Origin of the sequence: Thalassomonas sp. M1454, from assembly GCF_007097525.1 — a bacterium.
Taxonomy (GTDB): Bacteria; Pseudomonadota; Gammaproteobacteria; order Enterobacterales; family Alteromonadaceae; genus Thalassotalea_A.
Map to the genome: position 1 here is coordinate 415137 of NZ_VKDD01000002.1, position 23920 is coordinate 439056.

Here is a 23920-nt window from a genome sequence, read left to right on the forward strand (position 1 = left end):
AGTAAATAGCGTCTATTTACTGCTTTTTAAATTCTGTTTTAATAAATAAAAATAGGAGAGAGCAATGGCTCACGTTCCTCAAGTAAAGATCCCTGCGACTTACATTCGTGGTGGTACATCTAAAGGTGTATTTTTTAACTTAACCGACTTACCAGAGCGTTGTCAGGTACCGGGTGAAGCACGTGACAATATGCTGTTGCGCGTTATTGGTTCACCCGATCCATACGGTAAGCAAACCGATGGTATGGGCGGGGCAACATCAAGTACCTCTAAAACGGTTATTTTAGCTAAATCAGAGCAAGCTGATCACGACGTTGATTACTTATTTGGTCAAGTTGCCATTGATAAAGCCTTTGTTGATTGGTCTGGTAACTGCGGTAATTTAACTGCGGCGGTTGGGTCATTCGCTATTATGTCAGGGTTAGTTGATCCTGCGCGAGTACCTGAAAATGGTGTTTGTACCGTGCGAATTTGGCAAAAGAATATTTCGAAAACCATCATTGCACAAGTGCCAATGACAAACGGTGAAGTGCAAGAAACAGGTAGCTTTGAACTTGACGGTGTTACTTTCCCTGCGGCAGAAGTACCGGTAGAATTTATTGCTCCGGTAGACCCAAGTGAGGCAATGTTTCCAACCGGAAATGTGGTTGATGAATTAGAAGTTCCTGGAATTGGTACGTTTAAGGCAAGTATGATCACAGCAGGTATTCCGACTATTTTCTTAAATGCGGAAGATATTGGTTACACCGGCACCGAATTACAAGAAGCCATTAATGGTGATGATGCAGCGCTCACTCGATTTGAAACCATTCGCGCTCATGGCGCAATAAAAATGGGTCTTATTAACGATGTCAGCGAAGCCGCAGCACGTCAACACACACCAAAAGTAGCTTTTGTTACGGGTGCTAAAGACTATACTACTTCAAGTGGTAAAGACGTTGCAGCTAACGATATAGACCTTCATGTTCGTGCATTATCTATGGGTAAACTGCATCATGCAATGATGGGCACCGCTGCTGTCGCTATCGGCACTGCCGCGGCTATTCCAGGTACCTTAGTTAATTTAGCCGCAGGCGGCGGAGAGCGTAATTCAGTTGTTTTTGGTCATCCATCTGGCACACTTAAAGTTGGCGCAGAAGCTGAAGAAGTTAACGGTAATTGGACGGTAAAAAAGGCAATTATGAGCCGCAGCGCCCGCGTTCTTATGGAAGGTTGGGTTCGTATCCCTGGTGATTGTTTCTAAGCAGTTACTTTTTCTACTTCTAAAGCCATGCTCAGCATGGCTTTTTTATTTTAATTTTATCTACACAAATTAATGCGTAACTATTTGATTGGGTTATACTAAAATTATAATTTTACATTGATGTTGTTTAGATGAAGATAATTTTACATTGATGTTGTTTAGATGAAGATAATTTTTACTTTGATTTTGGCATTACTGCCTGTAACTAGTTATGCTGCCAACCTATTAATACCTGCCGAATTTAGTGTGCTAAGAGTTAATGGTGAAGAATTTTCTTCTTCATTTATCCAAACCGATACCAAGCTTGAGCTTAACACTGGCCAAAATGTCGTTGTACTTAAATATGCTGAGATCTTTGAAGATGATTTTGATGATTCTCATCAAACCATTAAATCAGAGGCTTTTATCTTATTGTTTTCTGTTGCTAACCAACAAGATTTAAAATTTTCTTATACTAAACCCAAAGATAAAGAACAGGCGAAAGCATTTAGCAAAAAGCCTATTGTCAACATACACACGAAAAGTGGCAGTAAACTAGCCCTAATTAATCAGTCATTATCAACTTATAATGATCAGGTAATGCAAGAAACCATTTCACGCAGACAAGAAGTGGTGAAGCAAAGCTTAGAAGTGGATGATCAAACAACATTTACTAAAACCGGTCCAGATAATCTAGCTATGTTAAAGTATTGGTGGGCGCAGGCTTCAGATAGCGAGAAAAAAGAGTTTTTAAAGCAGCTGAAACTTTCCCAATAGTCGCAACAATTTTAAACGCTTTAAGCTCGCTTTTTGTGGCAAAATAGCAAGACTCGATCAGTTAATAATCAAATTAAGTTATTATTTAACTAATTTTAAGCAATTATTTTTTAAATATGTTGAGTAATGCTTTAATTAACCTGCGTTACAAGGTATGTTATGCGCTTTTTAATAGCATGATCAATTTAATGAATAAAAACGAATTTTATCAAAGCCTTTTAGGGCAAGTAAAAGCGATAATTAGTGATGAATCTGATGTTATTGCTAATATGGCAAATATCAGTGCTATCTTGTTTAATGCATATGATGATGTTAATTGGGCGGGATTTTATCGCATGCTTGATGGCGAACTTGTTTTAGGGCCGTTTCAAGGACAAGTTGCTTGTATTCGTATACCTGTTGGACGTGGTGTTTGTGGTACAGCTGTTAGTACCAGGCAAACGCAATTAGTTGCCGATGTGCATCAATTTACAGGTCATATTGCCTGTGATGCATTGAGTAACTCTGAAATTGTAATACCAGTATTTGCTGATAATGAAGTGATTGCGGTGCTTGATATTGATAGCGTTACCTATAATCGTTTCGATGATGAAGACAAGAAAGGCTTAGAAGCTATTGTTGAGGTTTTACAACAGCAAATAAACAACAAATAAGTAAGAGCATAAATAATGAAAGAGTTTGTTATAATACATGACTTTATAGTCTCTGAAGAAGTTGTTGGCGATTGGGAAGGCGCAGAAGAGACCGTCGCAGAAAATTTAAATGAATTTTATCATACCATCTATCAATTAGCTGAAGATGATATTGACTCAGAAGAGTTAACAATTTTGTTAAACTTAGTCTGGGACCACTGGATAGGTAATGACCACCTAGCCGAAATAGAACATGATGAGATATACGATTGGAGCCGACACCTGTTGGAAAACCGTGATCAATATCTTGAACAAGACAATTAATTAATTAAAGTAAATATTATGGAAACTGAAACTAAACGTATCACCAGTAAAGAAGTTATCGCTCACTTGGTCGAGAAATTCCCAGCCTGTTTTACCCTAGAAGGTGCTGTAAAACCTTTAAAAATAGGTATTTTTCAAGAGTTAGCTGAAGCTTTAGCTGAAGACGAAAAAGTGAGTAAAACTCAATTGCGTCAAGCGTTGCGTCACTATACGTCAAGCTGGAGATACTTAAAATCAATCAAAGCTGGTAGCCATCGCATTAACTTAGCTGGTGAAGATGCAGAATTGATTGACGAAGAGCAAGCGAACTTTGCAGCGAAAACGTTAAAAGAAAGCCAAGAAAAATTTGCTAACAAAAAAACGCAAGACAAAAAAGAAAATAAAGACTATAAAGGAACTAAAGCAGGTGAAAAGGGCTCTACTTTAACAAGTAAGCCAAAAGTTAAAGCCAAACCAGCTAAAGTTAAAAAAGCCCCAGCTAAAGTTAAATTAAACAAAGTAGAAGCTGGCAGCTTAACTGCAGGAATGCAGGTTATGGTACAAGTTGGTAATTCACCATTAGACGCTACTATCACGGAAGTAGCGGGTAAAGATGTTAGCGTTCAATTAGCTTCGGGTATGGTTGTTAAGACTCAAGCCGATAAAATCTTTACCAAATAAATAATTTGGAGTAGTTATATGCAGAAAATATGTCGATTAGCCCTAGCGGTTACTTTCACTTTATCGTCAATGTCAGCAACAGCTGAACAAACGAAAATTAGCGAACAAGATTTACCTAATTTAATGCAGCAAATGCAGCATAAAACGGCCAGTAAACGTATTTCTGCAACTTACTCTCGACAGCACTATAAGAAATTTTCATTAGATGACCAATTGTCATCGTCTATCTTTGACTTGTACTTGAAACAGCTTGATTACTCTCATCAAGTATTTTTAGCGCAAGACGTCGAAGAACTTGAAAAATACCGCTCAAGCTTTGATGAGATGATCATCACAGGTAAATTAGCACCGGCATTTGATATTTATAACTTAAATGTTAAACGCCGCTTTCAACGTTATCAGTATGCATTAAAGCTTCTAGAAAAAGAGTTCGATTTCGATAAGAAAGAAGAATATATCTTTGATAGAGAAGATGCTCCGTTTGCACAAACCGAAGCAGAGCTTGATGAATTATGGCGCAAAAAAGTTAAATATGACGCGCTTAATTTAAAACTTGCTGGTAAAGACTGGCCTGAAATCCAAAAACTTTTAACTAAGCGCTATAACTATGCGATTAAACGCTTAAGCCAAGGTGAAAGTGAAGATGTATTCCAAGTTGTTATGAATGCATTCTCACGTACTGTTGAACCTCATACTTCTTATTTATCACCTCGTAATGCTGAGCGTTTCCAAATGGAGATGAACTTATCACTTGAGGGCATTGGCGCCGTACTTCGTATCGATGATGACTTCACCGTAATTCAAAGTGTGGTTAAAGGTGGTCCTGCGGATAAATCTAAAAAGATCAAAGCCAAAGATAAAATTATTGGTGTAGCCCAAGACGATGAAGAGTTCGTTGATGTTGTTGGCTGGCGTTTAGATGACGTAGTTGATCTGATCAAAGGGCCAAAAGGCACGAAAGTACGTCTACAAGTTGAAAAGGGCGAAGATGATCCGACGATTGAAGTGGTAGAAATTGTACGCGATACCATTAAATTAGAAGACCGTCAGGCAAAATCGGAAGTATATAAAGAAAAGCTTAACGAAGGCGAAGATGAGTCTACTGCTAGAAACATTGGTGTTATTACCATACCAAGTTTTTACAACAAGTTATCTCGCGATGTTGCCAAAGAGATCGCTAGCTTAAAAGAGCAAAACGTTAAAGCGATTATTGTTGATTTACGTGGTAATGGCGGTGGTTCATTAGTGGAAGCAACGTTATTAACCGGTTTATTTATTGATAAAGGCCCGGTAGTACAGGTACGAGATGGTGCTAACCGAGTTGAGGTTAATAAAGATACCGACGGCTTAACCTATTACGATGGTCCACTCACGGTTATGGTTGATCGATACAGCGCTTCAGCATCTGAAATCTTTGCAGCCGCATTACAAGATTATGGTCGTGCGATTATTGTTGGTGAGAGTACCTTCGGTAAAGGTACTGTACAGCAACACCGTGGTTTAGCACGCGTTTACGACTTATACGAAGAGCCAATTGGTAGTATTCAATTTACTATCGCTAAGTTCTACCGTATTAATGGTGGTAGTACACAGCATAAAGGTGTTACGCCAGATATTTTATTCCCAAGCGCAATTGATCCGAAAGAGTGGGGCGAAAGCCAAGAAGAGAATGCTCTGCCGTGGGATAAGATTAATAAAGCGTCTTACACACCACTTCGTGATTTTACTGCTGACATCACTTACTTAGATTCAATGCATCAAGAGCGCATCAAGCATAATGATGAATTTGCTTACTTGGCTGAAGATATTGCTAAATATCAAGAAAATAAAGACAAGAAGTCGGTTTCATTAAATTATGTTGAACGTAAAACAGAACGAGAAAATAACAAAGCAAAACGTTTAGCTCGTGCTAATTTACGCTTACAAGCGCAAAATAAACCTGTGGTAAAATCTGTTGATGATATTCCAGAAGAGTTAGCTGAGCTTGATCCATTCTTAGATGAAACGGCTAATATCACCCTAGATTTGGTTGAATTAGACAAGTTAGCGAAAAAATAATCTTAATTATTTTTAAATAAAAAACCGCCAAATGGCGGTTTTTTAATTTTTATTAATTGCTTGTTAAGTCTAAGTTGCAAGCTGTTTTAAAGTGTTACAGCCTAGATTAACTATTCGTTATTTGTGCATAAATCAAGATATACTAAATTTGAAGTTAAATAGTGCAATACATTTGCATTAATAAATCATAGAATTGATAACAATTTATTTACAACGCAATCTAAATATTTCTTTGCCCTAGTTAACTAGCCGCAAATTAATATTTAAATACAATAGGTACAATAGAAGTTATGTCAAATAACAGTACAATTAAAAATCCAAGCTTTATCGATGCAATGATCCCATTGTTGGTAATGATCACCATGCTAACTGCAGCGGTGTTATATTTTGGTGATAACTCATCGTATGGACCAAACCAAATTGCTTTATTAATGGCAACCGGTGTTGCTCTTATTATTGGTTTTAAAAATGGCCATAATTGGATCAGCATGGAAAAAGCCATTGTTAATGGTATTTCTATTTCATTAGGCGCTATTCTTATACTGCTTGCCGTTGGTTCTTTAATTGGTACTTGGTTGCTTGCTGGTACAGTGCCAACCATGATTTATTTTGGTCTACAAATACTCGACCCACAGTGGTTTTATCCTGCCGCTTGTATTATTTGTGGTTTAGTTTCAATGTCAATTGGTAGCTCGTGGACCACTGCTGCAACTATTGGTGTTGCGTTAATTGCTGTTGCTACAGGCCTAGGTTTATCACCTGAAATTACTGCTGGTGCCGTTATCTCAGGTGCTTATTTTGGTGATAAAATTTCACCATTATCAGAAACAACCAACTTAGCACCGGCTGTTGCAGGCTCTGAATTGTTCGAGCATATCCGTTACATGCTATGGACTACAATTCCTTCAATTGCTACTGCGTTAGTTATTTTTGTATTTCTTGGTTTAACCGAAGATGTTTCAGACAGCAGTGCCAATGTACTTCGTATAAATGAGCTGTTAGAGCAACATTTTAGTATCAGTGTATTTAACCTTATTCCTTTGGTTGTTTTATTAACTTTAGCCATTAAGAAAGTACCTGCCTTTATCTCTATCGCAATCGGCGCTATTGGTGGCGCTGTTTGGGCGATTATATTTCAGCAAGATTTTATCATGAGCTTGGCAGGTGAAGGGGTAGATACTCTTACGGCAAATATAACTATTGTATGGACGGCCTTTTTTGATGGCGTATCACTTGATAGTGGTAACGAAAAACTTGATAGTTTAATTAGCCGTGGCGGCATGTCGAGTATGTTAAATACGGTTTGGCTTATTATCTGTGCCTTAACCTTTGGCGCTGTGCTAGAGCATTTAGGCATGTTACGTAAGATCATGGATGTTATCTTAAGTAAAGTACACTCAACAGGTGGTTTGATTGCAAGTACGGTATCAACTTGTATTGGTACTAACGCAGTTACTGCCGATCAATACATGGCAATCGTTATGCCTGGTCGCATGTATAAAGAAGAATTCGAACGTCGAGGTTTAGATCCGGTTGTGCTAAGTCGTACACTTGAAGACTCAGGTACACTTACATCACCACTTATGCCTTGGAATACTTGTGGTGCTTACATGTACTCAGTACTTGCAGTTAATCCACTAGATTATATTTTCTATTGTTTCTTTAATTTAATTAACCCTGTACTTGCCGTAGTGTATGGTTTTATTGGCTTTAAAATTAAAAAGCTTGTTAAAAGTAACTAATCAGCAAGTTGTGAACAATAAAATGAAAAAGCCAATCAATTGATTGGCTTTTTTGTTTGAAATCTAAAGTGATTCAATTTAATCTGCAGATATATATTTTTATTATGATGCAAGCTAAATGACTGACTTTACTCCCCGCTATTTAAAAGATTACCAAACACCTGACTACACCATAACTACTGTTGATTTAACTTTCGATTTAGATGAAACGGCAACCTTAGTGACCAATGTGATGAAGATTACTCGCCAAGGTAAACACAATAAGCCATTAAAGCTTGATGGTGAGCATTTAAAGCTTATTAGTATTGCCATTGACGGCAAAGAATTAAGTAAAGAGCAGTACCAAGTTAACGAGCAATCATTAGTTATCGATAATGTATATGCTGACTTTGAATTAACCTTAGTTACCGAGATCTCACCATCAACAAATACTGCACTTGAAGGTTTATATAAATCAGGTGATGCGTATTGTACCCAGTGTGAAGCAGAGGGATTTCGCCGTATAAGTTACTTTTTAGACCGACCAGATGTAATGGCTGTGTACACCACAACGGTTATAGCCGATAAACAGCAGTTCCCTTACTTATTGGCCAATGGTAATAATATTGCGCAAGCAGAGCTTGAGCATGGTAAGCATAGCGTAACTTGGCACGACCCATTTCCAAAACCTTGTTATTTGTTTGCCTTAGTTGCAGGCGACTTTGATGTGTTAGCTGACCATTACATTACCAAATCAGGACGTAAAGTTGGCCTCGAATTTTTTGTTGATAAAGGTAATTTGTACAAAACTACCCATGCAATGGAGTCATTGAAAAAATCAATGGCGTGGGATGAAGAGCAGTTTAACCTTGAATACGATTTAGATATTTACATGGTGGTTGCCGTTGATTTCTTTAATATGGGGGCGATGGAAAATAAAGGCTTAAACGTATTTAACTCTAAATTTGTATTAGCCGATGACTTAGATGCCACCGATGATGACTTTTTTAACGTTGAAGCGGTGATTGCCCATGAATACTTCCATAACTGGACTGGTAATCGTGTTACTTGTCGTGACTGGTTCCAGTTAAGTTTAAAAGAAGGCTTAACCGTTTTTCGTGATCAACAGTTTAGTGCCGACATGACATCGCAAGCGGTAACTCGCATTAAAAACGTACGTTTGCTTCGCTCACAACAATTTTCTGAAGATGCAGGGCCAATGGCGCATCCAATTCGACCAGAAAAAGTAATTGAGATGAATAATTTCTACACCATGACCGTGTACGAAAAGGGGGCAGAGGTTATTCGCATGCTCCATACTTTACTAGGTGAGCAAGGTTTTAAAGCAGGTATCGCACTATACTTTGAACGTTTTGACGGACAAGCGGTAACATGTGATGACTTTGTCCAAGCATTAAGTGACGCCACTGCAACCGATTTAAGCCAGTTTAAATTATGGTACAGCCAATCAGGTACGCCGCAGTTAATCGTTACAGATTCATTTGATGCAAGCAATGGAGAATACCACTTAACTATTAAGCAAACGCACCCAGAAACACATGATAAACAGGTTAAACAAAATTTACACATACCTGTGAACATTGAGCTAATCGATAAAGATACAGCACAATCTTGCCAACAAAGTTTATTACAATTAACCCAAGCTGAGCAAACATGGACCTTTAAAGGTTTAAATCAAAAGCCTGTACCTGCACTGTTAGGAAACTTTAGTGCGCCGGTTAAGTTAAGCTATGATTACAATGAGCAAGAATTGTTAAGCTTAATGATGGGCGCAAAAGATGAGTTTATTCGCTGGGATGCCGGCCAGACACTGTTTGCTCTTACCATTAAAGCATTAGTAAGTGATTTAAATACAGATATTAGCCCGCACATCCTTACTGCTATAAAATCAGTTTTAACAAGTGACTCTGATAATGCTTTTAAAGCGGAGCAGTTATCACTACCAAGCTTTGATCAAATGAGTGATGCTATTTTCGAGGTAGAGCCGGGCGTATTAGTTGCAGCGATTAGCAAGTTAAAAGTGTTTATTGCGCAAAACTTACATGCTCAACTAAGCACTAGCTATGATGCCTGCGTAAACGCATCTTTTGCTAAAGATGGTAAAGCAATTGGTGATAGGGCACTTAAAAACGTTTGTTTAGATTATTTAGCAAGTGTAAGCGAGGGTGACAAAGTTGAGCAGGTAAACTCTGCTAATGAACGGGTGCTTACTCAGTATAATTTAGCGAATAACATGACAGATCAAATTGCAGCGTTAAAATCAGCCGCTGTAAATGATTTAGCCTGTTTTGAAGACATCATGCAAAGGTTTGAGCAACAATGGCAAGATAATACCTTAGTGATGGATAAATGGTTCGCGGTAAATGCACTTCATAATAATTCGGCTGTAATTGATCGTGTTACAGCACTATTAAATCACGATAAATTTAGCCTTGAAAATCCAAATAGGGCACGCGCATTAATTGCGTCTTTTGCGTTTCATAATGCAAAATATTTCCATCAAAAAGATGGCCGAGGATATCAATTCTTAGCAGAGCAAATTGGTAAACTTAATAGTATTAATCCGCAAGTTGCTTCTCGAATTTTAACGCCTCTTATTCAATTCAAGGCATTTTCATCTGAGCATCAAGCAATGATGTTAACGCAATTAAATAAGCTAAATAGTCTCGATAATTTAGCTCGAGATCTGCAAGAGAAGCTTACGGCAGCACTGTCATAAATGTTTACCTAATGTAAAATAAGCTTTAATAAAATGCCAAAACCAAAGTTTTGGCATTTTTTTTTAATTTTTTTTCAAAATATTTTACCTTGGTTAGAGTTAATACTTTAAACGTGGTCGGACCATTGCTTTGGTTACATAAAAATACACCTTGAACACACACCGTACACAACATGCAGGCTAGTAGACTTGTTCAGGTTTTAAACGCTTGTTTCAAACGCAGTGTTATTATTTTGTTGAAAAAGCATGCAAGTCGTTAAATTCATACTGATTAATCGAAGTTGCAAGCTATTGCCTAGTAGCTAAAATGATGTAATTATTGTTTAAGTAATAAATTATTAAAAAATAATAAACACTAATAATTAGCACTGAATAAAACGATATAGTTTAAATTATTTCTGGGGAAAGAAAAATGAAGCCACGTTCAATGGTAAGTTTTTGTAAAAAGCCAATCGCTAAAAGTATAGCTGCTGGTTTGTTAACATTAGCAGCGTCACAAGCACATGCTGTTAACTTTGATTTAGGCGATTTTCAGGTAAGTTTTGATTCTACCTTTTCATACGGTGAAGCTTACCGTGTTGAAGATAGAAATTGGAATGACCTAGTAGGTAAATCAAATAACCTTAATAACAACATTGATTGGGTAAATAATCCTCTCAATGGGTTTGACGTTTGGAAAATGCCTGGTGGTTACTCAACCAATGGTGATTTAGGTAATTTAAATTACGACTCTGGCGAAGCCTTTTCAAAAATGTTTAAAGGTAACCACGAGCTTGATATTACCTACTCTAACGATTTAGGTGATTTTGGTGTATTTGTACGTGGTATGTACTTTTACGATTTTGAAATGATGGACAACGACCGCCCATACGTTAACCCGTTAACAGGCAAAACAACTGATCCATGTGATGATGAAGATGCTAAAGACGAGATCTGTCGCGATATTCGTTTATTAGATGCTTTTGCTTACGCCGATTTTTATGTTGGTGACACGCCAGTAAGTATCCGAGTTGGTGATCAAGTGATCAGTTGGGGTGAAAGTACCTTGATTGCTCACGGTATCAGTGAATTAAACCCGGTTGATATTGCCCGTTTACGTGCGCCTGGTTCAGAATTAAAAGAAGCGTTTATTCCATTTGGTGCTGTTTGGACATCGGTTGGTGTTACTGAAAACTTCAACATTGAAGCGTTTTATCAGTACCGCTGGGAAAAGTCAGTATTACCAGCACCTGGTAGTTACTTCTCAACTAATGATTTTGCCGGCTCAGGTGGTTATGCCAATAACATCCAGTTAGGGTTTGGTGGCGCTCCAGATTTAAATCTTGAGCAATTATTAGTACAATTAAATGCATTTAGAGATGGTTATATTGCTAATCCACCGACCGATTTACCTAGTTTTGGTGCTTACGCTGGGCAATACGCAGGTATTGCAGGGCAAGCAACTCTAACGGATAAAAATGAAGATGCTGAAATACATCCTGATGACGGTGGTCAATACGGTTTACGTTTTGCTTATTTCTTCCCTGAGTTTAATGATACAGAACTAAGCTTGTACTACATGAATTATCATTCTCGTCGTCCAGTTATTTCTGGTAAAACAGCCGACTTTGGTATTGAGAGCCTTACAGCGGACTTACAATTTATTGCTGAGTCTGGTGGCATGCATGAAAGTAACATTTTAAGCTTAGGCGCTTTCGCGCAAGCAGTATTTACTTACCCTGAAGATATTAATTTATACGGATTAAGTTTTAACACCACTGTTGGTTTAACTTCTGTTGCTGGTGAAATTAGTTACCGTCAAGATGAACCTCTACAAATTGATGACGTTGAGTTATTATTTGCCGCCGTTGCTGACCAATCAGGAAGCTTGCCATATACAATCTCTCAAATGGGTGAAATAGCATCTGGTGAAGTGGCGAAAGGTTTTATTGAATCTGATACAATCCAAGCACAAGTTACCTTAACTCATTTATTTGGTCCTACGTTTGGCGCTGGTCAAATGACTGGTTTAATTGAATTTGGTGGTATCGATATTCGCGATATGCCTGATGAAGACGTATTACGTTTAAACGGCCCAGGTGGCGCACGCTCTGGTTCAACCGATCCAATAATGGCATTAGTGCAGGGCGGTACAGAAACCAACCCATTCCCAACAGCGTTTGCTTGGGGTTACCGCGCATTAGTTAAATTAGATTACAACGATGTGTTTTGGGGCGTGAACATGGCTCCACGTGTTGTTTTCTCTCATGACGTTGATGGTATTACACCAGATCCGTTATTCATGTTTGTTGAAGAGAAGAAGTCTATTTCACTTGGTCTAGGATTTGATTATCAAAGTACTTGGTCAGCTGACTTTAGCTACAACTCATTCTTTGATGGTGTGGGTACTACAAACCGCACAGAAGATCGCGACTTCGTATCTTTCAATATTAAATACTCAATCTAAGGTTAAGATAAATGAAAAATATAACAGCTATTTCCTTAGCAATTACAATGGCGCTTTCTTCAGTTAGTGCTTCTGCTAAAGTGGCTCCTGAAGAAGCTGCTAAACTTGGTAAAGAATTAACGCCAATGGGCGCTGAAGCCGCAGCTAACGCTGATGGCTCAATTCCAGCATGGACTGGTGGTATTACAACACCACCAGCAGGCTATAAATCAGGTGACCATCATCCTGATCCATACCCAGAAGATAAAATTCAGTACACAGTTACTGCTGCAAATTACGAGCAATACAAAGATCTATTAAGCTTAGGTCAACAAAAATTGTTCCAGACGTATCCAGAAACCTTCAAAATGAATGTTTACCAAACACGTCGTAGTGCCTCTTACCCGCAGCATGTTTACGATGAGACTAAAGCGAATGCTACTCGCAGTGAGTTAATTCGTGAAGGTAATGGTATTAAAGCTGCGCAAGTAGGCGTGCCTTTTCCAATTCCACAAAATGGTTTAGAAGCTATTTGGAATCACAGTTTACGTTACCGTGGTGAAAGCATTGTTCGTCAAGGTGGACAAGCTGCTCCTACAGCATCAGGTAGTTTTACTTACATCGGCTTTGATGAAGGTTTAATTATTCCTTACGGTGTTAAAGGTGCTAAATCTGAAGATTTAGAAAAATCAAATATCCTATTTAAATTTAAGCAGCAAGTTTCTGAGCCTGCACGTTTAGCCGGTACTGCATTATTAGTACACGAAACGATGGATCAGGTTAAAACGCCACGCCAAGCTTGGACTTATAACACCGGTCAACGTCGTGTTCGGCGCGCGCCAAACGTTGCATATGATGCACCGGGTACAGCGTCTGATGGCTTACGTACAACAGATGATTTCGATATGTTTAACGGCGCTCCAGATCGTTACACTTGGGAATTAAAAGGCAAGCAAGAGCTACTAATACCTTACAACGATTACCGCCTGCACAGTGATAAAGTTAAATACGATGAGATCTTAAAAGCAGGGCACATTAACCCTGATCTTGTTCGCTACGAAAAACACCGTGTATGGGTTGTTGAAGCTAAACTTAAAGAAGGTACAAGCCATGTTTATAAAAAACGTACCTTCTACATTGATGAAGATAGCTGGCAAGTATCGATTGCTGATATGTACGACAATCGTGATGAATTATATCGTGTAGCTGTTGCTCATGGTCTTAACTATTACGAATTACCGGCACAATGGTCTACACTTGAAGTGTATCATGACTTCCAATCGCGTCGTTACATTGCAATTGGTTTAGATAATGAGCATAACATGTACGACTTTGCGCCGAAGCATAGAGACCGAGACTTTACTTCGTCAGCATTGCGTCGCTCAGGCCGCAGATAAGCCTAAACTTACGTTAATAACGGTTGGCTTTGCCAACCGTTTTTATTTTACATAGTTGAAATATAACAAAAATATAACAACAGCAATTTCAGTCTTTTTAGAATTGCTAATACCAATTTGATTAATTAAGCGTTCTATTCATTAATCAAATTGATATAAAACACACCTGAATTCAGGTTAACTAAATAACATAGAGTATTTTGGACGTTTATGAGTCAAATTTTCAAAACCCTTTTCTTACTGAGCATCTTACCATTTGCCAGTTATGCTGATATCCAGCCAAAACCCGCCGAAATTCAGCCCTTAGCTGCCAATACTTTAATGCTCGATATTGTCAAAGTAAGTCCTGATACCATTATTGCGGTAGGCGATCGCGGTCATATATTAAAATCTAATGATGGCGAAAATTGGCAACAACAAGCCGTGCCAAGCAATGCTACTTTAACAAAAGTGTTTTTTTATAACGAATCATTAGGTTGGGCTGTCGGCCATGATTCCGTTATTTTACATACTAAAGATGGCGGAGCTACTTGGACATTACAAAACTTTCAACCTGAAAAAGAACGCCCATTTTTTGATGTATTATTTATTACCGAAAACCACGGCATAGCAATTGGTGCGTATGGATTATTTTATCGAACTCGTGATGGCGGTATCACTTGGGCTGAGGAACATCATTTAGAACTACTTAATGAAGATGACCGTTTATATCTTGAAGATACCAAAGCCGAAGATGAAGAGCTTTATTTAGAAGAAATAGCTAGTATTTTACCGCACTTTAATCGTGTAGCTGTTGCTGGTGATAAGCTTTACCTTGCTGGTGAGCTTGGCACTATAGCAAGTAGTAATGATCAAGGCGTAACTTGGCAGTTACTTGATGAAATATATATGGGCTCTTTCTTCGATATTAATCAAATTTCAACTTCTCAATTATTAGTCGTTGGCCTGCGTGGCAATATGTTTATCAGTAATGATGATGGCAGTACCTGGCAAGAAATAAGCAATGACACCACGGCACTACTAAATGATATTGTTGTTGGTGATAGCGGCAAGGTGTTTGTGTTAGGTAATTCCGGCGTTATTTTAGCAAGTAGCGATGGCAAAACGTTCCAAATATCAACCCAAAGTGACGGTAAAGCATTACTTGCTGGCGTTTGGTTTAACAATAAACTTATTGTCGCCTCTGAAGTAGGCGTTAAAGCAGTGGATATTCAATAATGGCAATTCAAAAATTCTTCTCTCATATTGAACGTAATATATTCCGTTTCCGCTTTAGCGTATTAGGTGTATTTTTATTTATTACCGGTTATTTATTAGCACAAGCTATCAATATCAACCTTGATGCTTCCTTTGAAAAAAATATCCCTTTGCAACACAGCTATATGAAAACTTATTTGAAACATCAAAATGATTTTGGTGGCGCAAATAATATTCTTATTTCGGTGTGTAACCGCGATGGTGACATTTTTAATGAAACCTTTTTTAATTCATTAAAAGGGGTGCATGACCAGTTATTCTTTATTCCAGGCGTTAACCGTATATTAGTTAATTCATTGTTTTCGCCTTCAACTCGCTTTGTTGAAGTAGTTGAAGATGGTTTTGCCGGAGGCCCGGTTATTCCAGCTGATTTCAGACCAGATGCAAATGGGTTAGCAATCGTTAAAGCGAACATTGAAAAGGCCGGTATTGTTGGCAGTATCGTTTCCGATGATTATTCGTGTGCCATGGTGAAAAGCTCATTGATGGAGATTGACCCTGACACTGGTGAAAAGCTTGATACTTTAAAACTCGCTAAGCAATTAGAAGATGAAATTCGCGGAACGTTTGAGAACGATGAAATCAGTATTCATATTATCGGTTTCTCAAAAATGGTTGGCGATATTGCAAACGGTGCTAAAGGTGTAGTTACGTTCTTTGCTATTGCCATTGTGATCACTGCCATAATGGTTTACCTATTCTGTAACTCGATAACCTTAACCTTATTACCTATTTTATGTTCTCTTATTGCCGTTGTATGGCAAATGGGCTTGTTAACTCAACTTGGCTTTGGCCTTGACCCTATGTCGATATTGGTACCGTTTTTGGTGTTTGCTATTGGGGTGAGTCATGGCGTGCAGATGATCAATGCAATATCGAAAGAAGTAGCAAAAGGTAACAATCCTAAACAAGCGGCACAGCTTAGCTTTAGACGTTTATTAGTACCAGGTGGTATTGCATTATTATCTGACACTATCGGCTTTATGACGTTACTAGCGATTGATATAGGTATTATTCGCGAGTTAGCTATCACGGCTTCATTAGGTGTAGGTTTAATTATTTTTACTAACTTAATTTTATTACCTATTTTAGTGTCGTTTGTGCGCTTTGACCAAGCAGAGCAAAAGCAAATTGTTGAACATGCCGATCACAAGCTGTTTAACCGCTTATTGTGGCGTAAAGCTGCATTTGTTACCTCGCCAAAAGCTGCAGGTGTTATTTTAGCTTGTACCGCAGCATTATTTGCCTGGGGTATGGTGCAAAGTGAAAACCTTAAGATAGGTGAGCTTCATGCTGGTGCGCCATCATTGCATGAAGATTCACGTTATAACCAAGATACCTTCTTAATTACTGACAAATACGCAATCAGTGTAGATTATATGTCGGTGGTGGTTGAAACGTACCAAGACTCGTGTATTTACCATGAAGTACTCGATACTATCGATACGATGCAATGGCGCCTAGAAAACATTGAAGGGGTTCAGTCAGCGGTTTCTTTAGCGACTATTGCTAAGAAAGTTAACTCAGGGTTTAACGAAGGTAATAAGCGCTGGCAAATACTGTCTCGTAATCAACCAAGCTTAGTACAATCTATTTCACGAGTTCCAACGACAAGTGGTTTATTAAATGCTGACTGTAGCGCCATGCCAATCATTTTATTTATGGAAGATCATAAAGCTGAAACCATAGATAGAGTTGTCGCGGCAGTGAAGAAAAACGCGGCAGAGCTTGGTAATGATCAAGTTCAGTTTAAGCTAGCTTCTGGCCCGGTAGGGGTTATGGCGGCAACTAACGAAGCAGTTGCTGAAGCACAATTACCTATGATGGTTTATGTTTACGGCGCTGTAATTGCGTTATGTTTACTTAGTTTTCGTTCAATACGAGCAACAACCGTGGTAGTGGTGCCATTATTTGTGGTGTCGACACTAGCGCAAGCCTTGATGACATTTTTAGATATTGGCCTAACGGTTTCAACACTTCCTGTTATTGCCTTAGGTGTTGGTATTGGCGTTGATTACGGTATTTATATTTTATCGACCATGTCACAGTGCTTAAAGCAAGGGCAAACTATGTCGCAAGCTTATCTGTCTGCTCTTAAAGAGCGTGGTAGTGCGGTATTGATCACCGGTGTAACCTTAGCTATCGGTGTTTCAACTTGGTTCTTCTCTGATTTGAAATTCCAAGTTGATATGGGCATATTGTTAACCTTTATGTTCTTAGTGAACATGTTAGCTGCAATAATTATTTTACCAGCACTGTCGACATTTTTATGGCGAGAGAAAAAGTAGCGTTTAAATTTTTAACGGCAAGTCGCTATAAATTGCAATTGTTAATGTGGGGTGAAAAAAAATATTTTATCGCTCCATTCAAAAAATTGCATAAATAATCATTAAAATGGCCGAAAGGCCATTTTCTATTTACACCTATTGAATAAACACTTACAAAACGGTAACACTCCTGAAATAATTGGTATTTTTACTCTAATAAAGTACTCGCAATGTGCAAAAATTCTTAATAGAATCCGCTCCATAGACTATTCTAAAGCTATCATTTGCATAAAAATTTGAAATGTTAATTGAAAGTTTCGGAATTTGGTTACATTTCGCCTTAAACCAGAGGGTACACATATGGCGTCATTAGATAATAAATCTTCTGTACTACTTAAAAATGTTGTAAAGCTTATTCAAGAAAAAGTGCCAAGCGATACTGCACCTTTGTTAGAACAATTCACCAGCTTACTTTACAGTAATATATCCAACGACGACCTTGCCGGTCGTAATGATAGCGACGTTTATGGCGCTACCTTGAGTCTTTGGAAAGCATTAAATGCGCAAAAAGAAGACCAAGCATTTATCCGCGTATTAAACCCGGAAGTATCTAAACACGGTTGGAAATCTAGCCATACCGTTATAGAAGTAATTATCAAAGATATGCCATTCTTAGTTGATTCAACACGCATTGCGTTAAATCGTCTTGGCTTATCTCCACATTTAATTTTAAATTGCCCATTAAACATTGTCCGTGGTTACAATGGTTTAGTTGAAAACTTAGGGCCTGCACGTGAGCCGTTAAAAGACAGCTTATGTGAAACTATCTTCTTTATTGAAATTGACCGCTTAAGCAAGCAATCACAAATTGATGACTTAACCACAGAGCTGCATTCTGTGTTTAAAGATGTATCGCTTACGGTTTCTGACTGGAAACCAATGTGCGATCAGTTTCAGCAGTCGATTAAAAATTTAGAAAAAGCTAAAAAGCACGTTGAAGCAAATGACTTTACTGAAACCAAAGAATTTTTAACTTGGATTGCAGATAACAACTTTACCTTTATGGGCTACCGCTCATACACAGTAGAGCAATTAAAAGGCGATGTAGCATTAGCCGCTGATGTTGATACCAGCTTAGGTTTATTAAAAAACTCTACCGGTACGTCGCAGCGCTTAATGTCAACTTACTCACAATCTGCTCGCGATTTAGCTTTAGGTAATAATTTACTTATCTTAACTAAAACTAACTCTAAATCACGCGTACACCGCCCAGCACACCTTGATTACATTGGTATTAAGCGTTTTGATGCTAAAGGTAAAATTATTGGCGAAGACCGCTTTGTCGGTTTATACGGCAGTGCGTTTTACAATAACAGCGCGCTTAATGTGCCATTAATTAAAAACAAAGTGCAGCGTGTTTGCGATAACTCTGGATACGCTAATGGCTCACATGCTTATAAAACTCTGATTAATATTTTAGAAACGTTCCCACGTGATGAAATATTACAATCAACTGATGAAGAGTTAGTTGAAACGGTTAAGGGCGTTTTGCAAATGCAAGAACGCGATGTAACAGGGTTATTTGTTCGCCGCGACGCATTTAATCGTTTCTTCTCGTGCATGGTGTACGTGCCAAGAGACAGATACAACACGCAATTACGTATCGATACGCAAGAAGTATTACAACAAGCGTTTGGCAGCACTGAAGAGGTTGAATTTAATACCTTCTTCTCTGAGTCTGTACAAGCACGTACTCATTACATAGTTCGAGTTAACTCAACCAAAGCAGATATTGATGTGAAAGAAATTGAACATAACTTAAACCAAGCTGCGCGCAGCTGGGATGACAAATTCGCCGACGCCTTAAAAGTTAATAAAGGTGAAGTATTAGGTAAAGCGTTAAGTCAAAAATACGCAAGCTGGCCACAATCTTATAAAGATGAGGTATTACCTGGTACTGCAATTGTTGATGTTGAAAAACTTGAAAAAATCACTGCACAAAACCCATTAGAGATGTTATTTTATCAGCCGCTTGAAGAAAAATCTGACAGCCGTTTTGTAAAACTAAAACTTTTCCACAAAGGTGAGCCTCTACATTTATCTGATGTATTACCTATGTTAGAAAACTTTGGTTTACGTGTTATTGGCGAAAGTCCATACATGGTACGTGATGCCGATGGCCAGATGAACTGGATCTTAGACTTCTCAATGTTATTAACCAGCAACAAAGCATTTAACTTAGAGTTAGTTCAAAACTTATTCCAAGATGCTTTTGCACGAGTTTGGCATGGCGATTTAGAAGACGATGGCTTTAACCGTTTAATTATTGGCGCTGACCTTGGTGGTCGCGAAGTATCTATTCTTAGAGCATACGCTAAATACCAGCAACAGATCGGTAGTACCTTCTCACAAAGTTACATTGAATCAACGTTTACTAGTTACCCTAACTTTGCAGAGTTATTAATTGAGTTATTTGAGCTTAAATTTAAGCCTGGCTCAAAAAATAATGCCAAAGCAATTGCTAAAATCACCGATACTATCGAGCATTCTTTAGATAACGTATCTAGCCTTGATGACGACAGAATCATTCGTCGCTACGTTGAGCTGATCAATGCAACAGTTCGAACAAACTACTTCCAAAAGAACGAGCAAGGTAATGATAAGTCTTACATCTCATTTAAGATGCTACCTGAGCTTATTACTGAAATGCCGCAGCCGTTGCCTAAGTACGAAATTTTCGTTTACTCTCCGCAACTTGAAGGTGTGCATTTACGTGGTGGTAAAGTAGCTCGTGGTGGCTTGCGTTGGTCTGATCGCCGTGAAGATTTCCGTACCGAAGTACTTGGTTTAGTTAAAGCACAACAAGTTAAAAATACGGTAATTGTTCCGGTTGGCGCAAAAGGTGGTTTTTACTGTAAACAACTTCCTGTTGGCGGCTCTCGTAACGACATTTTTGAAGCAGGGCGTGAGTGTTACAAAACCTTTATTCGCGCGTTATTAGATATTACCGATAACATCGTTGGTGGAGAAGTTGTTCATCCTAAAGATGTAGTTCGTTTAGATGAAGACGATACTTACTTAGTTGTTGCGGCCGATAAAGGCACGGCAACATTCTCAGATACTGCTAACGGCATTGCCGATGATTACGGTTTCTGGTTAGGTGATGCCTTTGCTTCTGGTGGTAGTGTTGGTTACGACCACAAGAAAATGGGGATTACAGCGAAAGGTGGTTGGGAGTCAGTTAAACGTCACTTCCGCGAAATTGGCATTAACTGTCAAACTACCGACTTTACTTGTGTGGCAGTAGGGGACATGGCTGGTGATGTATTTGGTAACGGTATGTTGTTATCAAAACATATTTGTTTGCAAGTGGCATTCAACCATATGCATATCTTTATTGACCCAACGCCTAACTCTAAAACGAGTTACCCAGAGCGTGAACGATTATTTAACTTACCTGGTTCAAGTTGGGAAGATTACAACACCGATTTAATTTCTGAAGGTGGTGGTATTTTCTCTCGTGCAGCGAAATCAATTAAGTTAACGCCGCAAATTAAGAAAATGTTGAACACTAAAAAGGCATCTATGTCGCCAAATGAATTAATTCAAGCGGCACTTATGATGCAAGTTGATCTATTCTGGAACGGCGGTATTGGTACTTACATTAAAGGCTCAAATGAAAGTCATTTAGAAGTAGGTGACCGTGCAAACGATGTATTACGTGTTAATGGTAATCAAGTTCAAGCGAAAATTATTGGTGAAGGCGGTAACTTAGGCTGTACCCAACTTGGCCGTATCGAGTACACCGCTAATGGCGGTCGTATGAATACTGATTTCGTTGATAACGTTGGTGGCGTAGATTGTTCAGATAAAGAAGTAAACATCAAAATCTTACTTAACACCTTAGTTGCTGGTGGTGATTTAACCGTTAAGCAACGTAACCAGCTACTGTACGATATGACCGATGAAGTAGAAGAGATTGTACTTGATGACTGTTACCGTCAAACGCACTCAATTTCAATTTCAGAGTCACGCGGTGCGGGTAAATTAAAAGAGCAACTACGCTTTATTCACCGTTTAGAACGTGAAGGTAAGCTAAATCGTGAATTGGAATTTATTCCAAACGATGAAGAAATTGCCGAGCGTATGGCCAACAACAAAGGCTTAACTCGACCTGAAATCTCAGTACTTGTTGCTTATGGCAAAATGGTATTAAAAGAAGACTTAGTACTTGATGAAATTACTAACGATAGCTATTTAGGTAAGTTATTAAGCAAAGCGTTCCCTGTTAAATTGCAAGAATTGTACGCTGAGCAAATGGAGCAACATCCTCTTAAAGCAGAGATCATTGCTACCAGTTTAGCTAATAACCTGTGTAACTACATGGGCGCTAACTTTGTTTATCGCATGCAAGAAGAAACCGGCGCTTCAATTGCTGAAATCGTAAAAAGCTTCGCCATAAGTGCTGAAATATTCGAGTTAGAGTCAATCTGGACTAGCATTGAAAAGCTTGATAATAAAATTTCTGCACAAGTGCAAACCGGTATGTTGCACGAAATGCGTCGTACTATTCGCCGTGCAACTCGTTGGTTCTTACGTCATCGCAATAAGTCGTTATCTATTGAGCAATCAATTGATTTCTACCGCCCAGCGTTTAAGGTATTAACCACGAAACTTGATAGCTTTATTATTAAGCAAGAGTCACGTGCGCTAGAAGATGTAGAAGCTAAGTTACTTGCTGAAAAGGTACCTGCGAAAATTGCTAAACGTATTTCGCAATTATCAACCTTGTTCTCAACAATGGATATTGCTCAAGTTGCTTGTCAAGATAGCCGCTCAATTGAATTAGTTGCGCAGTTATACTTCTCTGTAGGCGCGAAACTTGATTTACACTGGTTCTTAGATCAAATCACTAAACAACCAGTGCAAAACCATTGGCAGGCACTGGCACGTGCTTCGTTTAGAGAAGAGCTTGATTGGCAGCAACGTTCACTTACGTCTGTAATTTTACGAGCTTACCCTGACAGTACTGATTTAGAGCAAATGTTTAATGATTGGAAAGAGCAATGCACTCAACCAATTGAACGTTGGCAGCAAATTTTAGCTGACTTTAGAACAACTAAAACTCATGAGTTTGCTAAGTTCTCAGTAGCCTTGCGTGAATTAATGATGTTGTCACATTTTAATGACTAAATTGTAAATCAAATTAGGTGATTTACGCCGGTTAAATCTACAGCAGTTATTTTTCAGGCAACGCTTATTTTTGTTTTATTTTAATGATAAACTCCCCGCCATTGGGGAGTTTTTTTTGCCCGTAACTTTTTAATTCCATTTAAGTAGCCAGGATCAATATGCTTTATTCAATTGCTCGTAACCTTTTATTCAAACTAAGTGCTGAACAAGCACATGATATTACAATCAACATGCTAAAACTTCCTGCATCTGTTGCAATAAAAGGCTTGTATGGTTCACAAGTTAAAGACAAGCCAGTTGAAGTAATGGGCATAACCTTTCCAAACCCAGTTGGTTTAGCTGCCGGTTTAGATAAAAATGGTGAATGTATCAATGGTTTTTCAGCAATGGGCTTTGGCTTTGTTGAAGTTGGCACGGTTACGCCTCGTCCGCAACCGGGCAACCCAAAACCACGAATCTTCCGTTTGCCACAAGCAGAAGCAATAATTAACCGTATGGGTTTTAATAACCACGGTGTTGATTATTTAGTAAACCAAGTTAAAAAAGCTAAATTCAAAGGCGTACTTGGTATTAACATTGGTAAGAACAAAGACACCTCTGAAGAAAATGCTAAAGATGATTACACTCACTGTATGCGTAAAGTTTATGAACACGCTTCTTACATTGCGGTAAACATTTCATCGCCAAACACTCCCGGTTTACGTGCGCTTCAATACGGTGACGCACTAAACGAGCTTTTAAGTGCATTAAAGGCAGAGCAAAAGGCATTAGCTGAAAAACACGGTAAATACGTACCATTAGCAGTTAAAATCGCTCCAGATTCAACTGAAGAAGAAATTAATGGTATCGCTCAATGTTTATTAGACAATGAAATTGATGCGGTAATCGCGACTAATACTACGTTAAGCCGCGAAGGCGTTGAAAGTTTAGATCACGGCGCTGAAATGGGCGGTTTAAGTGGCTTACCAGTACAAGATAAAAGCACCGCGGTGATTAAATTATTATCAGCAGCGCTACAAGGTAAAATGCCTATTATCGGTGTTGGGGGTATCAACAGTGCAGAATCAGCTAAAGAAAAGCTAGATGCAGGCGCTAGCTTAGTACAAGTTTACACCGGCTTTATTTACGAAGGCCCTAAACTAATTAAAAATATCGTCGATAGCATCTAATCCTATCAACACAAAATAATTATCAAGGTGTCAGACACCTTGATATTTATTTAATCAAAATGACTTATGTCAAACCTG

At 38.5% G+C, this 23920-nt stretch carries 14 protein-coding genes; all 14 read left to right on the plus strand.

Annotation, left to right across the window (positions count from 1 at the left end; all coding sequences use genetic code 11):
• Positions 1-64: 64 nt before the first annotated feature.
• Entirely contained in the window at positions 65-1243 is a 1179-nt protein-coding gene (gene prpF, locus FNN08_RS03785; RefSeq protein WP_143583417.1) for a 2-methylaconitate cis-trans isomerase PrpF, read from the plus strand.
• Between the two features lie 162 nt (positions 1244-1405).
• Complete coding sequence (locus FNN08_RS03790) at positions 1406-1999, plus strand: DUF2057 domain-containing protein (protein ID WP_143583418.1); 594 nt, start codon at positions 1406-1408, stop codon at positions 1997-1999.
• Between the two features lie 188 nt (positions 2000-2187).
• Positions 2188-2652: a GAF domain-containing protein gene (locus FNN08_RS03795; protein WP_143583419.1), complete on the plus strand. Its 465-nt coding sequence runs from the start codon at positions 2188-2190 to the stop codon at positions 2650-2652.
• Positions 2653-2667: 15 nt separating this feature from the next.
• A complete protein-coding gene (locus FNN08_RS03800; protein WP_143583420.1) occupies positions 2668-2955 on the plus strand; it encodes a hypothetical protein in 288 nt (95 codons plus the stop codon).
• Positions 2956-2973: 18 nt separating this feature from the next.
• Positions 2974-3615 carry an RNA chaperone ProQ gene (gene proQ / locus FNN08_RS03805; protein ID WP_143583421.1) on the plus strand — a complete coding sequence of 214 codons (642 nt, stop codon included), beginning with the start codon at positions 2974-2976 and terminating at the stop codon, positions 3613-3615.
• Positions 3616-3633: 18 nt separating this feature from the next.
• Positions 3634-5673, plus strand: a complete 2040-nt coding sequence (gene prc / locus FNN08_RS03810) for a carboxy terminal-processing peptidase (protein WP_143583422.1) — start codon at positions 3634-3636, stop codon at positions 5671-5673.
• A 290-nt stretch (positions 5674-5963) separates the two neighbouring features.
• Complete coding sequence (gene nhaC / locus FNN08_RS03815) at positions 5964-7415, plus strand: Na+/H+ antiporter NhaC (protein WP_143583423.1); 1452 nt, start codon at positions 5964-5966, stop codon at positions 7413-7415.
• Between the two features lie 118 nt (positions 7416-7533).
• The gene (gene pepN, locus FNN08_RS03820; protein ID WP_143583424.1) at positions 7534-10134 is read left to right on the plus strand and encodes an aminopeptidase N; all 2601 of its coding nucleotides are present in this window, start codon (positions 7534-7536) and stop codon (positions 10132-10134) included.
• Between the two features lie 412 nt (positions 10135-10546).
• On the plus strand, positions 10547-12580 hold the full coding sequence (locus FNN08_RS03825) for a DUF1302 domain-containing protein (RefSeq protein WP_143583425.1): 2034 nt from the start codon (positions 10547-10549) through the stop codon (positions 12578-12580).
• Positions 12581-12591: 11 nt separating this feature from the next.
• A complete protein-coding gene (locus tag FNN08_RS03830) occupies positions 12592-13956 on the plus strand; it encodes a DUF1329 domain-containing protein (protein ID WP_143583426.1) in 1365 nt (454 codons plus the stop codon).
• Positions 13957-14166: 210 nt separating this feature from the next.
• A complete protein-coding gene (locus tag FNN08_RS03835; RefSeq protein ID WP_260679265.1) occupies positions 14167-15174 on the plus strand; it encodes a WD40/YVTN/BNR-like repeat-containing protein in 1008 nt (335 codons plus the stop codon).
• Positions 15174-17501 carry an efflux RND transporter permease subunit gene (locus FNN08_RS03840; RefSeq protein WP_143583427.1) on the plus strand — a complete coding sequence of 776 codons (2328 nt, stop codon included), beginning with the start codon at positions 15174-15176 and terminating at the stop codon, positions 17499-17501. The genes FNN08_RS03835 and FNN08_RS03840 overlap by 1 nt, the downstream gene beginning before the upstream one ends.
• 339 nt (positions 17502-17840) lie before the next feature.
• Positions 17841-22673 (plus strand): NAD-glutamate dehydrogenase, encoded by a 4833-nt coding sequence (locus FNN08_RS03845; protein ID WP_143583428.1) that lies wholly within the window; start codon positions 17841-17843, stop codon positions 22671-22673.
• A gap of 158 nt (positions 22674-22831) precedes the next feature.
• Positions 22832-23842: a quinone-dependent dihydroorotate dehydrogenase gene (gene pyrD, locus FNN08_RS03850; RefSeq protein ID WP_143583429.1), complete on the plus strand. Its 1011-nt coding sequence runs from the start codon at positions 22832-22834 to the stop codon at positions 23840-23842.
• The last annotated feature ends 78 nt before the right edge of the window (positions 23843-23920 follow it).

Coding starts and splice junctions, on each gene's coding strand:
- prpF (WP_143583417.1), top strand. CDS start 65: ATGGCTCACGTTCCTCAAGTAAAGATCCCTGCGACTTACATTCGTGGT.
- FNN08_RS03790 (WP_143583418.1), top strand. CDS start 1,406: ATGAAGATAATTTTTACTTTGATTTTGGCATTACTGCCTGTAACTAGT.
- FNN08_RS03795 (WP_143583419.1), top strand. CDS start 2,188: ATGAATAAAAACGAATTTTATCAAAGCCTTTTAGGGCAAGTAAAAGCG.
- FNN08_RS03800 (WP_143583420.1), top strand. CDS start 2,668: ATGAAAGAGTTTGTTATAATACATGACTTTATAGTCTCTGAAGAAGTT.
- proQ (WP_143583421.1), top strand. CDS start 2,974: ATGGAAACTGAAACTAAACGTATCACCAGTAAAGAAGTTATCGCTCAC.
- prc (WP_143583422.1), top strand. CDS start 3,634: ATGCAGAAAATATGTCGATTAGCCCTAGCGGTTACTTTCACTTTATCG.
- nhaC (WP_143583423.1), top strand. CDS start 5,964: ATGTCAAATAACAGTACAATTAAAAATCCAAGCTTTATCGATGCAATG.
- pepN (WP_143583424.1), top strand. CDS start 7,534: ATGACTGACTTTACTCCCCGCTATTTAAAAGATTACCAAACACCTGAC.
- FNN08_RS03825 (WP_143583425.1), top strand. CDS start 10,547: ATGAAGCCACGTTCAATGGTAAGTTTTTGTAAAAAGCCAATCGCTAAA.
- FNN08_RS03830 (WP_143583426.1), top strand. CDS start 12,592: ATGAAAAATATAACAGCTATTTCCTTAGCAATTACAATGGCGCTTTCT.
- FNN08_RS03835 (WP_260679265.1), top strand. CDS start 14,167: ATGAGTCAAATTTTCAAAACCCTTTTCTTACTGAGCATCTTACCATTT.
- FNN08_RS03840 (WP_143583427.1), top strand. CDS start 15,174: ATGGCAATTCAAAAATTCTTCTCTCATATTGAACGTAATATATTCCGT.
- FNN08_RS03845 (WP_143583428.1), top strand. CDS start 17,841: ATGGCGTCATTAGATAATAAATCTTCTGTACTACTTAAAAATGTTGTA.
- pyrD (WP_143583429.1), top strand. CDS start 22,832: ATGCTTTATTCAATTGCTCGTAACCTTTTATTCAAACTAAGTGCTGAA.